Genomic DNA, 15,999 nt, shown 5'->3' with positions numbered 1-15,999 from the left:
GTCAATGCAACTGCCCGTGAACCGTCTGTGTCAAAGCGTTGAGTGAAAACGGCTTGGGCAGGAAGACCGAATTCGGGATCTGGGTTTGATCGTCGCCAAACGCATCCTCCGCGTAGCCTGACACGAAGACAACACGCGTGTCGGGGCGTTTCTTTAATGCCTGACGCACCCACGTTGGGCCATCCATGCCGGGCATGATCACATCGGTCACAAAGATATCGACCTTTAGCGCCTCGTCCGTCAGCATTTCCAACGCCGCCTCGGCACAATCCGCTTCAAGCACGGTATAGCCACGCAATCGCAACGCGCGCGAGGCAAACGCACGCACGGGTGCTTCATCTTCGACCAGCAGGACCACACCATCGCCTTTTACATTCATGGATTTGGCATCAGGCGGCGTGATTGGTACCGGTTCGGCCACGGGCACGCGATGGCTTGGGAACAAAAGCGAGAACTGCGTGCCCTTGCCCGGCTCGCTTTCGGCAAAGATGAAACCACCGGTCTGTTTCACGATCCCGTAGGCGGTTGAAAGGCCAAGACCAGTCCCCTCACCCGGGCGTTTGGTTGTCCAGAACGGCTCAAAAATCTTCTGCAGTTTTTCGGGTGCAATCCCGTGCCCCTCATCTATGACTTTGACGACAACATACTCGCCGGGTGGCACCTCGGCACGATCCTTGATCATCTGAGTTTTCAGCGTCAGGTTTTCGGTCACGACCTTGATGTCACCGGCGCCATCCATGGCATCGCGCGCATTCACCACAAGGTTCATGAAAACCTGTTCAAGCTGACGTTTGTCGGCCTTGATCTGTGCAAGTGCGGGGTCGTGATAGAGTGACAAGGTCACTTTCTCCCCCACCAGCCGGTTGAGAAGATGCGTCAGTTCCGACAACGTGTCGCGCAAGTCAATCACCTCTGGTTGCAGGTTCTGCTTCCGAGAAAACGCGAGCAGTTGTCCTACGAGGCTCGCGGCGCGGTTGGCGTTCTGATGGATCTGGATCAAGTCACCATAGTTCTGGTCGCCATCGTCATGGCGAAGTAGCAAGAGGTCACAATGGCCGGAAATGGCGGTCAACAGATTGTTAAAGTCGTGGGCCACGCCACCCGCAAGCTGACCAATGGCCTGCATCTTCTGGCTTTGCACAAACTGCGCCTCTAGCGTCTTCAGTTCGGTCACATCGTTCAAAACAGCGATCAGATGCGGGTCTCGCGCTCCGCCAGCGAGGTTCAGGGTGACCTGCACAAATGTATCCTGATTGTCGCCGCGTCCCCGCAGGAATTGCGAGGCCTGACCACCGCGCCCTTCTGAGGCTTCGCGCAGCCAATCGTTGATCGGGCGACCCAATCCATCCAGCATATCAGCCATGCGGCGGCCTTGCGTCGTTTCAAGATGCAGCAATTGACGCGCCTCGCGATTTGACGCAAGCACGAGGCCGTCAGACGCGATCTTTAAAAGCGGGACTGGCAAATCCTCAATCGCGTCCCAGCCCGCCTCAAGCTGGCGCGGGGCATCTGCGTTTTGCACATGCGGCAGCAAGAAGATATCGCGGGCGCCGTCTTGCCCATCAAGTTCGGCGATAAGGACGTTCTTGCGGCCCTCCGAGGCGGCAATCTGAAGTGTCTGACCTGTGCGGATTGGCGCGTCTTCAAAAACCTCGCTCAGAGTCTTGGGGCGACGCCCCAGCAAGCCGCGCGCGGCGGGGTTTAGACGAGTGATCGTGCCATTTGGCTCAGCATGTATCACAGGCAAAGGCGTCAGGTCAGGCGCTTGGATTGCAACGCCGTTCAATTCACCGAGATCATCGAGCCGCCACAGCAGGCGGTTATCACCAATCGCCGAGGCACTTAGCCGGAAATGACCCTGCCGCGTCACGATATCTTCCTTGCTCGCACCGCCCTGTCGGACTCGTGCAGACAAACGTCGCAGCACCGGATCGGGATTGGCCAGCATCTCGGCAAATACCTGGCCAAGGGATGCACCGATGCAATCGCCAAAACGCGCCGTCGCCACCTGATTGGCAAAGGAAATCCGCCCACCCGCATCGGTAAGAAAAACATTGTCCGCGTCATGTCTCATAAGCTGCCGAATGGTGGCATCAAGTCGCTGGCCCCAGACACGTGTCACCCAATCGCGCAACCAAAGCGCTATTGTCAGAAAGATCAGCGTGACGCCGCCGATCAGAAGCCCGATGCGAAATATGTCAAGATCCGTAAAGAAGGACAGGATAACAAACAGCCCGGCCACCGCCAACACCATGGCAAGCGGCGATAGAGAACGATCCTCCACCGCCTCCTCAGTCACGCTGAGCGTCTGGTCTTTTGGCACGATCAATCCTCGTTAAACAATCCCCCACGCATCTACCGTCGAAGGATTAACCAATGCTTAAGCATGTTCTATGCACAGGCGTCACAACAATCGTGGGTTGTTCTATTTTTGCACCAAAATACACAGAAAGAAACCATTACCGGCGTCGTTGGGCAAAAGCCTGTGTTGATCGGCGATTTGCCAGTTGGGATATGCTCGCAAAAAACCTCGCAGTTATTGTCTCGTTTTCGTCTCCCAAAACCGAGCAAATGGCGTAGGCAAGGCACCCTCCCGAAGCCGCAAGTGGGGCCGCCCTTGCAAGCACATCCACCTGCGTCTTCTGCAGCGCAGCAAGCCGCTCTTCGGTGAGGCGCCATTTCGCGTCAGACGTGCACCGCCATCTCCCACTGCCACTGCATGGCGGGTCACAAAACACGACATCAAAGGAGGCCTGCCCGACAAATTACTTTGTTGGTAGGCGGGTGATATTCACCTTGGCGCACCTTGCGCGCTCTGGCAGGTCCGTTATCCGTGCGGGTGCAATATCATGGGCAAACACCTCTGCATCTGGGTAAAGGTCCGCGAAGGCGAGCCATTTGCCCCCCCCGCTTGCGTTCATTTTTCTGGAAATCAGTCCTTACGAAGCACTGAGCAATAGAAGCCATCGCTTTCTGACAAAGGGGAGAAATGTTGTTCGACGATGGTCGAGAAATCAACGCTACGGGTCAAAAACTCCTTCATTTGGAGCTCATTCTCGCAGTCCAATAGTGAGCAGGTTGAATAGACAAGATGACCCCCAGGTTTTACGAGCTGGGCTGCGCGATCGAGGATTTCTTTCTGTGAAGTAAGAATTCGATCAAGCTTGTCGGGGGTCAGCAACCACTTCCCTTGTGGATCACGACGCCACGACCCGCTGCCCGAGCATGGTGCGTCAACTAGGACTGTGTCAAATCGTTGTTGAACATCGTCTATTTCTTCAAGAGTGATTCGACTGACGCGCACGTCAGCGCGTTTAGCCCTTTTGGGCAAATCCTTCATTCTGTGCTTTTCAATATCATGTGCAAAGAAAATTCCAGTTGTGCGTCCGGCTATGGCCAAAACCTTTCCACCGGCCCCGGCACAAAAATCCAGTAGCGTCTCGCCCTGTCCAAGCGGAACTAAATCCGCGACAGCCTGCGATGAAGCATCCTGCAGTTCGACAATGCCGTTTTGATAAGAAATCGAGTTTCTGATTCTTCTTGCTCCTTCCACGACCTGCAAGGCAGAGGGTGATAGGCCTAACGGCTCGGTTTCGACTCCCTCCTCAGCAAGCGAAGCAATGGCTGTGTCGCGGCTTAGTTTCTGAAGATTTACGCGAAGATGCACTGGCGCCCTGTCCCGCAAGGCGCGCGCGATGGATAGTGCTCGATCTCCGTGCGAACGTACTAGATAAGGCCAAAGCCAATCGGGAAAATCTGAAACCTCACTCAATTTAACTTGGGCAAGCTGATCGGAGGATAGCTCATCATTGCTGAGCTCTCTTGGTGCGTATCGATCCGCCCCGAAAACAGACTTTGGATCTTTTCCGCTTGCACGAACATAACCGAGCAAAAGCGCTCTTCCGGTCTCACCCCCGCCTAGTAATGCAAAACTCTGCCTTTTTCTTAATACATCGTAAACGATGTCACCGATGGCTGCTCTATCCTTTGAACCTGCGTATCGGTTCTTGCGCCCCCAGTCAGCCAAAGCACCGTCCGCTAGTTCACCCGCTTGGATGCGGTCTATCAAGTCGATGGCAGCGCCAATTCGTGCCGCCGGTGTCATGGAAGTCTATCTCGTATCATCGGTCTCGGTCACCAAAGCTACCGCCGGTGATGTTAAAGCTTCTTGTTCTTTGCTCCAACTCAACCTTTAACTTAGCCAATTCTTGCGCGAGCATGTGACGTTCAAACAACCAAGCTTGGGCTTCTGACGAGGCTTTTCTCAGTGCTGCTCAATGTCTCGAAATGAATCGTCCGCACCGACAACCAATCATAGATAATGTCTCGCAGATCGTGATGGCGGCTGTCTTTCAGAAAACGGTTTCTGGCCCATGTTGTTTGCAGAACCTTAGTTATAGACAGACGACATGGAGTATCTGGGCGGTCATGGATCATAACAACGTCCTATTGCGCGAGTTTTCAGTATTCGCCTCACCTGTCCCAGCTCCATTACTCAGGTTGTATCCATCAAGTCTTTTGACCTCGCATTTACAGCTACCGGCAGTGCGTCAAGGCTAACGGGATCGCAGTTTGTAGCGCGTCGGGCAAACGCGGGTCACTCCAGAAACACTCAACTGAATCCTCAAATGGTGCTAGGTTTGAGACAATCTGACTTTGACAGAATGCGCACACGCCGATGTTCACAGCCTTAGAAAGGAGCTCAAGTGCACCGCTAGTCGCCTCCTTGCGATCCTTCTTGACTGCAGCTGCGCTCCAATCGATGTAAGCAGGCCGCGTTGCACGCTCTGACGCCTCGTTGCCCCGTTATCTTCGAACAGAGCCCCTTTTGCTTAGCCCTATGACGAAGAGTCTCACGTGATAAGCATCGGCAGAGTTATCTCAGAACACTCAAAGTAGTCTGCAGATACTGCGTACTTTTCTCAGTTGAAAACGAAATCACTCTCGTCAATCAATCCGAAGGTGTTCTCAAGCCCAATGCTGCTGTTACCGTAGCCCACGATCGTTAACCCATCGCTGCGAGTGAGTATATTCAGATCAGCAAAGGTCAGGCCCGTCCCCTTGAAGCTGATCAGGTCAATGCCCTCCTCAAAGTCGGTGATGGTGTCTAGGCCATCACCTAAATCAAAGACAAATGTGTCAGCGCCTGTTCCGCCTGTGAGTGTATCGTTGTCAGTGCCGCCAATAATGATATCAGCGCCGGTCCCACCGGTTACCGCATCCGCGCCCGACCGACCGAACAGAACATCATCGCCACCATTTCCACTGATGGTGTCGTTGCCTATGAAACCATCAATCCAATCAGCTCCGTTTCCTCCCGACATTACATCATCAATGGCGTCACGAACCGCAAACTCATGCCATGCGTCACCGCTCAGCGCACCCTCAACGGCTTCAGACGTGTGACCCTGAAGCCGACCAACTTCGATGTAATGCGCGGTAGCAGCCTCAGGATCATATCCAAAAAGCGCTCTGACCTCCGCATAGTTCGCCAAGTATTGATCTGCGTCAAAAGTGATTTCACGACCCTCAGCACGCCCGTGGTTGATGTAGTGTCGCGCGCCAAGTTCTGCATCCGTGCCGAAAGCAGCCATTAACCCACTATATGAGGCGATGTAGCTGAGTGCATCAAATGTGACGTACCGCCCTGCAGCCGCACCGTGATCAGTGTAGTGGTTCCGGCCTGCGCTTGCATTTGCGCCAAATGCATCAATCAGATCATCATAGGACGCAATATACTGATATGGTGCCTGATAAGGGTTTGTAACGGGTGCGATGAGGTCTGCGCCGAACGAGTCGTGGCTGATCTGTGTCAGATCGACCAGGGTTCCATCTGCAAACTCAAGCGACTCGACACGACCGTTTGACAAACTCCAGTTGTAGATCGATATCACATCGGCGGTTTGCGGCAGACTGTCGGACGGGCTCGGACCATCTGCAACATAGATCTTCAGGGCCTTCCCATCTACCTGCAGTATCAGATCAGTGACTTCTATTCCTTCACCGAACTTTATTCGGTCACCCCCAGGACTATCGGGGTCGTTGCCCCTCGCGGAACTGCCGCTATCGCTTATCGTGTCCGCCCCATAGCCCCGTTTGTAAACATATGTATCATTGCCGCTACCGCCAACGAGTCTGTCATCGCCAAGACCGCCATCTAGCGTGTCTGCACCGTCGCCTCCCTTAAGCACATCGTCGCCATCAAGTCCCTCAAGAGCATCGTCTCCAGCTTGACCGTCAAGCATATTGTCGGCAGAGGAACCATAGATGTTGTCACCTGCCTGTGTGCCAATGTAGTTCTCAATTCCCAATAGTATTTCTACGGAGTTTCCCCAGGAACCACTGGAGTACAGCACACCTGTTTGTAAATTCACCTCTGTGTGGGTATTGAATACCGAGTTATCGAAAGTGTCGACGCCATCCCCACCATCTACCCAATCATCACCGGTGCCGCTGTAAACATAGTCATCGCCTGCACCGCCCTGTATCTTGTCGTCACCATTACCACCGGTCAAAATATCATTACCATCGCCGCCGAACAGGTGATCGCTGCCATCGCCACCTTCCAGACGGTCATTTCCCGCTTCACCGTAAAGATAATCGTTGCCAGTCAGGCCCTTCAGGGTCTCGTCGCCATCACCTCCCAGGATAACGTCCTTGTGCCGGGTGCCGTCGACAACTCCGTTCCCGTTATTGTCGCTGACAGTGGTTTGCGCGTAGATTTCATCATGAGACCACACAACACCATCCGCAAACGCGATCGCTTCGATGCCATGGCCATCATATGAACTGTGATGCTGGAACAGAACTTTGATCTGTTCGCCAGTCTGTAAAATGGTGACAATAAGGTCGTCCTGGCCTTCTTCGCGATGCAGGGACACACCGTCTGATGCAACATCCGTCAAACGAAGAGTGTCTGTCTCTGTGGCGGTCCAGCCTCTATCTTCGACGATATCGTTGCCGTCACCCATTGCCCAAACGTAGGTATCATTGCCGTTTGAACTCTGGTTTGAACTTGAGCCACCGCGCAGTGTGTCAACACCTGCACCACCAATCAGTGTGTCATCGCCGCCTTGACCGCTGAGGATCTGGTTGCCATCGCCTCCCAAGATAACATCGGTATGTCGGGTGCCACCGACGGCTCCACTCCCATTATCGTCGCTGACAATGGTTTGCGCGTAGATTTCATCATGAGACCACACAACACCATCCGCAAACGCGATCGCTTCGATGCCATGGCCATCATATGAACTGTGATGCTGGAACAGAACTTTGATCTGTTCGCCAGTCTGTAAAATGGTGACAATAAGGTCGTCCTGGCCTTCTTCGCGATGCAGGGACACACCGTCTGATGCAACATCCGTCAAACGAAGAGTGTCTGTCTCTGTGGCGGTCCAGCCTCTATCTTCGACGATATCGTTGCCGTCACCCATTGCCCAAACGTAGGTATCATTGCCGTTTGAACTCTGGTTTGAACTTGAGCCACCGCGCAGTGTGTCAACACCTGCACCACCAATCAGTGTGTCATCGCCGCCTTGACCGCTGAGAGTGTCATTGCCGCCGAGGCCATAGATCGTGTCTTCGAGTCCCCACCCATTGAGCGTATCTGCTGCATCCGTTCCGGTTGTAACGACTTCCGCAAGTGCTCCACCCAGGACTTCCACAAACACGCCGTCGCTAAAGGTGATGAACTCCACCCCATCGCCGTCACCGTTTGTGCCGACATCGAAACGATCAACCACGGTGATCACTTCGCTGCCGATCGTCACAAGCAGGTCATCGCCAGATTTTGAGAGCGCTGCACCATCAGACGCCACATCGGTCAGCCGCAGCGTATCCGTTTCGGCATCGGTCGCGCTGGTGTCCCGGATCGTATCGTTACCGTCACCCAATTGCCAAACATAGGTGTCGTTGCCTGTTCCACCATAAAGTGTGTCATCGTCTAAACCGCCATACAGCCAGTCGTCGCCACCTTGGCCGCGCAACACATCGTTACCTCCAAGTCCGCATATGTTGTCACGTGCAGACGACCCAACGAGTTGCATCTCAATCCCGTAGAGAGTCGCGACAATCGCTGTCTCTGCAACATCATCTTCATTTGTGCCCTCTAGGCGTGTCCGGCTGAATACATCCTCTCTGTCCCAGATCACACCATCAGCAAATACGATTTGCTCAATGCCTTCACCATTTCCGCTGAATTGATCAAACACTTCAACAATTTCGGTACCATTTATGGTGATATACAGGTCGTTGCGCGTTTCACCATCACTGCTGTTCTCGCGCCACAATTGGACATCGGCACTGTTCACGTCAGTAAACTGCAGACGGTCAACCTGCGTCAGGTCGGACGTCTCTTTTTCATTGATTTTGTCATCACCATCACCAACTGACCACACGTATGTATCGCCGCCATCACCGCCTTTGAGGGTGTCGTTTCCAATTCCACCGATGAGTACGTCATTGCCCGCTCCGGCATCCAACGTGTCGTTTCCGTCATGTCCGTAAATGTTGTCATCCGATGCCAGCCCGGTGATCGTGTTATTGCTGTCGTTGCCATCAATCGTCGTCCGTTCAATGATGTCCTGACGCGTCCAAACAACGCCATCCGCAAATTCGATCTTCTCGATGCCTTCTCCGGGCGCGCCAAATTGATCAAGAATGTCGATCTTCACGTCGCCGCTAGGATCGGAGACCATCAGATGCAGATCGTCCATTGCCGTGCTGCTGGAACGGTCACGCACGAGTGTGACCTCGGTCGAAAGAACATCCACCAATACCAACGTGTCAACGTCAGATGGCCGCTCAGGGGATTGATTTGATGTCTCTCTGATCGTGTCTGCACCATCCCCACGAGACCAGATGTAGGTATCGTCGCCCGCGCCACCGTTCAATTCGTCGTTGCCAGTGCCGCCGTCCAAAACATCATCGCCAGCATATCCTATAAGCGTGTCATTCCCTTCCAGGCCAAACAGATTGTCATCGTAGTTCTTCCCATCCACGGTGTTGTTTCCGGACGTGCCAAAAACCTTGGTTTGTTCGCGAATATCCTGAAGATGCCATTCGGTATTGTCTGAGAAGATGATCCGCTCAATGCCGCGACCGGGGTTGTCGTTGCTGAAATTGTCCTTGACCGTGATGGTCTCACCGGTCGCGCTGATCGTGATAACCAGTTGCGTGCTTCCATCTGCTCTGGTCAGTGTGACGTCAGAAGCGTCCACATCCTCTAGGATTAGTGTATCCTCATCGATCCAGGAGATACCATTGTCTTCAATGGTGTCGTTTCCGTCACCCTTCTTCCAGATGTAGGTATCGGAGCCTTCTTTGCCGCCATAGCGATCATCGCCAAGCCCACCGACTATAATGTCGCTGCCAGCCTTTCCCCACAGCGTATCATTGCCTTCTAGGCCGAGGATGTAGTCCTGGCCGCTGCCAGCTGTGATACTATCGTTTCCGGAGGTCCCTGTACTTGTCGTTACTGTTGGTGCCGCATTGACTAAATGCTCATTTCCGGTCTCGAGGTGCTCAGTGCTCTGCGCAAGTGAGGCCACGAACTGTTCTGCAGTAATGAGGCCACCCGAGATGTTGCTGACCCATAGATCCAGTTCCACCTGTGTTGGTGCGCGCCCGAGTGCATTCTGGAATGCCTGTGTGACAAGATTTGCACCGGACAGATCATGCAAGCTCGCCGATGACACACCTTGGATATCCCCCTCAACACCCATGAGGATGCCGACGATATCATCAGGCAACTTGTCACCTTCGAGCAGAAGTTCCGAGAGATAGCTGAGTTCCTGGGTCGTGGGGTCGCGGTCATAGACGACATCAACAAGGTTCGTAACCATCGCCTCGATATAGGCCTTATCGAGGCTGCGCTCGAACACGGCCGAATTCATGATCACATCAAAGTTGTTTGTGAGTAAGTGTGTATTGCCAACAACCGCATGTTCAACAGAATCTGCCAGCTCTAGCGCCACCTCTTCGCGCGACTTTGTGCCACTGGCGAGCGGTGCTAAATGGTCCTTTAATTCCACCATGCTTGGACTACGTCCAAAACTGTTCATGTACATCTGCGTGATGAACTCGGCATGGGACATCTCGCCGTAGCGGACGGTGTATTCACCTGACCCCATCAATTCGGCAATCAATGCGGACTTATCAAGCTGACCGTCATCGACCCAACGGACAAGGTCTTCGCTCTCGACGGTATCGAGACCACGATCAAGGACGGCATCATAGATGCTGGCAGCCTCATCAATCAGACGATCTTTCGCAGCAGCGTCAAGCCGAACCTCGCTTGTGTTTGTCACGCCATCTTCACGCCAGGTGAGATGCCAGGTTTCCACACCAAGGGCATCCACAGTGTGTTCGGCAATGCGATGTCCGTTTGCGTTACTGGCGATACCGTTGTTCCAGGTGTAGGTTCCATTATCCACGACTGAGCGCGTGGTCGTTTGCTCATTCCCTTGGCGCAGCACCGTCGTGGTCAGCCCATCGACTGAGGTCGTCGTGATAAACGTATTGTTCCGGATACCGGCCTCGTTAAACGCGGATTCGGTTTCCACGCGGGAACCATCAGAAGCAATAACGGTTTCAGACAGCTTATCTGCAATCCCGTTCCCGTCGTAATCCATCTCGCGCGTTGTTATACGCCCGTCAGCGCTGACGGTTTCTGCAACGCGCGAATGCAATTCGCCGTCCGCATGATACGTTTCCGTGATCGTCTCGCGACTGCCATCCGTGTTCAGGGTTGTGACCGAACTGGTTGTCCCGTCGATGTCCCCGTCGCCATCCATGTCAAATGTTGATGTGGATGACAGAGCGTCTGCGGCCGTCGTGGTGACTTCCTGATAGCCTCGCGTGCCCGCACCGAATGTCTCGGTGAAGGTTCTGACCATATTACCATTATCGGCATAGGAGATGTCTGTTGTGCGAGTGATATCGGTCGTACCATCGCCGTCTACGTCGAAGCTGTAGGCAGTGTGCATCCCGTTAGCTGCTGTGAAGCCGGTAACGCTGTCGCTGATCACACTATTGATCTGAATGTCTTTGTAAGTAGTGGTTGTGTTACCGCTCAGATCAATGACAGATTCCACCTGCTGATCGACAAAGCCATCGCCGTCCCGATCGATTGCGGTCACGCTGCTGCGCTCGTCAGCACTTAGCGTCTGGATTTCCGTCCGTTGCAGGTCATAGCCAGCGCCGTAGTGATGCGTCACGCTGGTGAACCCGCCATCCGGGCCACGTACAATCGAGGTACTGCGATCAAAGCTGCCGTCCCCGGAGTAATCGGTGACAGTTTCCGTGGTCAAGCCATCGCCACTGGTCTTGGACGTGACCTGGCCCAGGATATCAGACTCTTCATTGCGAGTCGTTTCAGAACGGACGATGTCGCCGTTACCACGATAGGTCGTTTCGACGTCGGTCTCATAATCAAAGAGGCCATCCCCGTCGAGATCGAGCGACATTGTCGATGACATGCCATCATCGCTCACGACATATTCTTCACGGCCTTCGAGCACGTGATGCTGTCCACGATGTTCCACACTGCGTGTCACCGTGCCGTCGGCGTGAATCGCCGAAGTCTCTACTGTGCGTAGATCAATTTCGCCGTCTGCGTTGCGATCTGTCAGGCGCGTTGTCGTCAGACCATCGGCGCTGGTGATCACCCGATAGGAGCTCTCCACCACGCCGCCGGTCGAAAGATACTCGGTGTTTGTGGTGCGTGTCCCATCGTCTGCCAACGTGGTAACAGACCGAAGGTCATCATTTCCATTGCCGTCGGTATCGTTCGTGGTCGTGATAGTGCGGCCATCAGCACTGGTCTGGACCTGTAGCGTTCCAATCGTCGAGCCATCAGCTGATGAGCGGGTCGTTGTTTGGGTTTGAATGCCGTTCGCTGCGAGATCCGTCTCGGATGACACGGTCAGATCTACCACGCCATCCTTATTGTAATCCTCGGTACGGATCACATCCCGACCATCAGCGCTTGCTATCGTTTGGCTTCGACTAATCTCGGTGCCATCGGCACCATAGGTCACCGCAACATCGCGAACACGACCATCGTCCAAATAGGTCTTAACAAAGAGCGTCTTTAGTTCATAAACGCCGTCACCATTTGCATCCGACAGTTTGGTAACCTTCGTTCCGGCTTCTCTAACATCCGTTCTGGACCGGCTTTGCAGTTCGCCATCAACGTCGTACTGCGACGTTGTAGTCGACAATCTGCCGTCATCAGCCTCCGTCGTCACGCTGACCTGATCAGCATTGCCATCGCCATTGATGTCCACGGACCGGGTCACATGACGCCCGTCATCGGAGGCTGTCGTTGTGGAGCCGCTGCGTAGGACACCCGCCGCGTCGCGCACTTCATTGGCGGTTGTTGTCCCGCCATCAACCTCGAGCGTTGTGGTTGTGGTGCTGATCAGATCATAGGTGCCATCGCCGTCGGTATCTGACGATTGCGTTACGATCAGCCCGTCATCGCTGGTCTCGGCGAGCGTCTGGCTGATCAGATCGCCGTTCTCGGCATGGGTTTGGGCCAGCGTCGAGATGCTGCCATCCGTGTGGAGCGTAGTTGTGGCGGTATTCTCACGTTCAAAGCTACCGTCGCCGTCCGCATCCGTCTGAGATGTGGTTGTCAGGCCATCATCGCTGTTTGTGCCAATGCTCTGACTGCGCAGGCTTCCGTCATTATTGCGCACCTCGCTCGTCTGCGTCCGGCCACCATCTGCCGTCAAAACCGTCGTGCTGGTCGTGGTGGTTTCCACCATGCCGTCCCCATCGGCATCCGTTGCGACGCTGCTTTCCAGACGATTTGCGCTGAGCGTCGTGACTTGCGTCGCGGCAACGGAGCCATCAGCATGCAGGCTGGTCTCTTCGATTATCCGCGACCCGTCGGCGGCCTGTGTCGAGACAACACGGCTGTCGATATGCCCATCCCCGTTCGCGTCCGTCTCTGTGGTCACAATGCGCCTGTCAGCACTCTCAGTTGACACGCTATGCGACAAGAGGGTGACGCCATCTCCAGCATAGGTAGAGCTTTCGCGCACAATTGTGCCGTCCGGATTGTTGGTCTGGTGTACCTCAGTGGTCCCGTCCAGGCTCCCGTCGCCATCTGTATCAAAGGTTGTGGTTGTGGCCAGACCATCAGCGCTGGTCACGGCCACGGCTTCGCTCCGCAGAGAGCCATCCTGATTGGTCGTCGTGATCGTCCGGGTCGCCTCACCGGCCCCGTTCACAACCGTGATGTCGCTGATATTGGTATCAATATCGCCATCGCCATCCGCATCCGTCGCTGTGGTGCTGGTCAGACCATCCGCGCTTGTGACAGAGGTAGACGTCGCATTCACCGACCCATCCGCATTGCGATCCCATGTGGTCGCGGTCCGGTCACCGGTCACGCCGTCGACCGTGACCTCACGCACCAGATCGGTTGCTTCAAAGACGCCGTTCTGATTGAGGTCAACGTAAGTCTCGGAACTTACCTTATCCGCACCCAGCGTCGTCTGCTGCATCCCGCGGATCGAGCCATCATTGTTGGTGGATGTGATGGTCTGGACACGGCTCCCATCGGGATTAATCACCGTCGCATCCACGGTGGTCACATCGATGTCACCATCGCCATCAAGGTCAGAGGTCGACGTCTTGGTCAGCGCATCCTCGGACTGCACATAGGTGGTCGCATTGCGCAGCGACCCATCGCCATTGGTCACCACCATCGTCGATGTGCTGCCCGTGGGGCCGGTCGTGATATCGGTATCCTCAACCGTATCCACCTGGCCGTCGCCATCCACATCGCGCGCGATTGTCTTGGTCTGGCCATCCGCGCTCACCGTCTCGGTCACAACCGAGCGGACCGAGCCGTCCTGGTTCAGCACCGTCACCGTCTCGGACCGGCTGCCATCGGGATTGACCACAATCGCGTGGGTCATCGTCACATCGGCGGCACCGTCCCCATCACTGTCGATGGCTTCCGTGCGGGTCATCCCATCGGCGGAGACAGCCTCGCCCACGCTCCGGATCACCGTGCCATCCTGGCCCTGATCTGTCGTGACAATCGTCATGCTGCCATCGGTGGCCGTCACCCGCACTTCGGTCTGGTCGAACCAGCCACCACCGGTCGAGTCCCGTTCAATCGTGATCGTGTTGCCGTCAGCACTGGTCGTCGTCACCGTCTGGTTCAGCAGGATCGCCGTCGCCGCCGCAGCCCCCAGCGAGTTCGTGACGGTCTTCACCTGCGACCCGTCCGGCTGCGTCACGGTATCAATCGTCTGCAGGCGATCCACAACGCCATCGCCGTTATCGTCATAGCTGTTGGCGATCTGCGTGCCGTCCGCGCTGACCACGGTCGTGTTCACAAAGGCAATCGACCCATCCGCGTCATAGCCCGTCGTCACCTCGGTCCGCGTGCCGTTCGCGTCAAAACTCTCCACCTGCTCCAACCGATGCCCATCGGCTTCGGCGATCAGCGTCACATCCGCCACCGTCCCGGTGGAGCCATCATCGCGTGTGAAGGTCGTCTGGCCGGTGATGACCGAGCCATCGGGCAGCTCGATATTGGTCGCATCCGGGGTCAGATCAATCGAGACAATGCCCAGCTCCGTCAGCGTCTTCGCCGTGGTCGAGCCATCCGCATTCGTCACCAACAGCTTGAAGTCGCCCCACGCATCATCCTGCGCGTCAAAAACGCCGTCGCCATTGCTGTCAAAGACAGAGGCAAGCGCCTCCATGTCGGAATTTGCCGTCGGGTCCCATTCTGTAAAGACATATTGGCGCTTTTCCGTGATCTCACCGAGATTGTCCGGGTCATAGAAAAGAACAGCATCCCCAGCGCCCGCCCACGATGTGCGGTTTTCGAATCCATCGCCCGTTGCGTCCATGTAGACGGAAGAGTTCGACAACTCCGTGATCTGTACGCCGTCGCCGTCAAGGTCGAAAAGGATAGGTGCCGATTTCAGCGCTTCTTTGACCGCTCGATCAATCGCTTCCTTATCAACTCTGTCCCTTCTATCGTCTCTATCGTTGTCCCTGTCATTTTTTCTGTCAGTCTTACTTTCACGCTTATCTCCGTCCCTGCTACCATTTCTGTTGTTATCCTCGTAGGCACCATCGTAGCCAAAACTACCGTCAAAACCTAAGACGTCGCCAATTGCGTTTACCGTACCTCTAACGCCGCCGCCGCTCGCAGCAATAGCATCATCAGCGCGTTCGAATGCATTTCTGCCGCCGTAGTCATTGTCCGGAACTCCCGGGAATTCAGCAGCGCGATTGGTTCCGAACCAAAAGTCATAGTTCTTAAGGGATTGAAGTTCCTGTTGAACAGTACGACCGTTGGGACCATATTCACGCAGTTGACCATCGGTAATCCACTGATCGTCGTGAAAATAGCCCGGTGTACCTCCGTCGTAGAAGAGATCGCCGTTGGCCTCATAAGCGCTCGGCCGTTGGGTTCCTTCGCGATCTGGGCCGGTGTCTATTCCCAACGCATCAAGCGCAGTGTTGATGGCTGTCGTAGCGAGCGTCCAAGCGTCTTTCGCAAAGTTAATAAAGGATTCACCAAACGAATTGTGCTCAAGTGTCCCCAACTGATCAAAACCTAAAGCGCGATCTACTAGAAGGTCTTCTAGCAAGCCGCCCAGCTCTGGGTCGATGTGGACGCGGATTTCGATAGGCAAAGTCTCGATGAAGGACTTGAAATCTAAGAGTTGCTCATAAGTCAACGTAGTGGTTTCATTAAGCATATACGCTATGTTCTGTGCTTTTTCGCTCAGCCCAGGAATAGCGCCCGGTTTATTCGCTATATACCAATCGTCTAGTAGATCTGTAATAAAGTTCGGATTAGCTGAGTGATTTTCCTCGAAGAGCTCACCATTCAATTCTCTCAGAATAGTTTTGGTCTCAAACTCTCCACTAGCAAAGAAACCACTACCTAAAGCACTCGTTGTACTTGAAAATCCAGTTGGCGCCTTGAACGCGCCGTGCATTATTGCTGCACTTGCG

At 54.7% G+C, this 15,999-nt stretch carries 3 protein-coding genes and 1 pseudogene; all 4 read right to left on the bottom strand.

The features are described from left to right. Position 1 precedes the first annotated feature (1 nt). The 4 genes and pseudogenes from SLH49_RS12525 to SLH49_RS12515 all read right to left on the bottom strand — a co-directional run bounded on the left by SLH49_RS12525 (position 2) and on the right by SLH49_RS12515 (position 15,740). Positions 2 to 2,254, bottom strand: coding sequence for an ATP-binding protein (locus SLH49_RS12525; RefSeq protein WP_320269798.1), 2,253 nt, complete (start codon positions 2,252 to 2,254; stop codon positions 2 to 4). Positions 2,255 to 2,459: 205 nt separating this feature from the next. After that, a pseudogene (locus tag SLH49_RS22365) lies at positions 2,460 to 2,750 on the bottom strand (hypothetical protein); the annotation flags it as partial. Between the two features lie 182 nt (positions 2,751 to 2,932). Further along, positions 2,933 to 4,105 carry an RsmB/NOP family class I SAM-dependent RNA methyltransferase gene (locus SLH49_RS12520; RefSeq protein WP_320269472.1) on the bottom strand — a complete coding sequence of 391 codons (1,173 nt, stop codon included), beginning with the start codon at positions 4,103 to 4,105 and terminating at the stop codon, positions 2,933 to 2,935. An 817-nt stretch (positions 4,106 to 4,922) separates the two neighbouring features. Continuing rightward, positions 4,923 to 15,740: a calcium-binding protein gene (locus SLH49_RS12515; protein ID WP_320269471.1), complete on the bottom strand. Its 10,818-nt coding sequence runs from the start codon at positions 15,738 to 15,740 to the stop codon at positions 4,923 to 4,925. Positions 15,741 to 15,999 lie beyond the last annotated feature (259 nt).

It is taken from the genome of Cognatiyoonia sp. IB215446 (genome assembly GCF_033963825.1).
Classification (GTDB): Bacteria; Pseudomonadota; Alphaproteobacteria; order Rhodobacterales; family Rhodobacteraceae; genus Yoonia.
Note: the sequence above shows the minus strand (reverse complement) of the source record. Positions and strands in the feature narration are given on the sequence as shown.

Excerpts from the sequence above, each read along its gene's own strand:
- SLH49_RS12520 (WP_320269472.1), bottom strand. The coding sequence starts at position 4,105 with ATGACACCGGCGGCACGAATTGGCGCTGCCATCGACTTGATAGACCGC.
- SLH49_RS12515 (WP_320269471.1), bottom strand. The coding sequence starts at position 15,740 with ATGCTTAATGAAACCACTACGTTGACTTATGAGCAACTCTTAGATTTC.
- SLH49_RS12525 (WP_320269798.1), bottom strand. The coding sequence starts at position 2,254 with ATGGTGTTGGCGGTGGCCGGGCTGTTTGTTATCCTGTCCTTCTTTACG.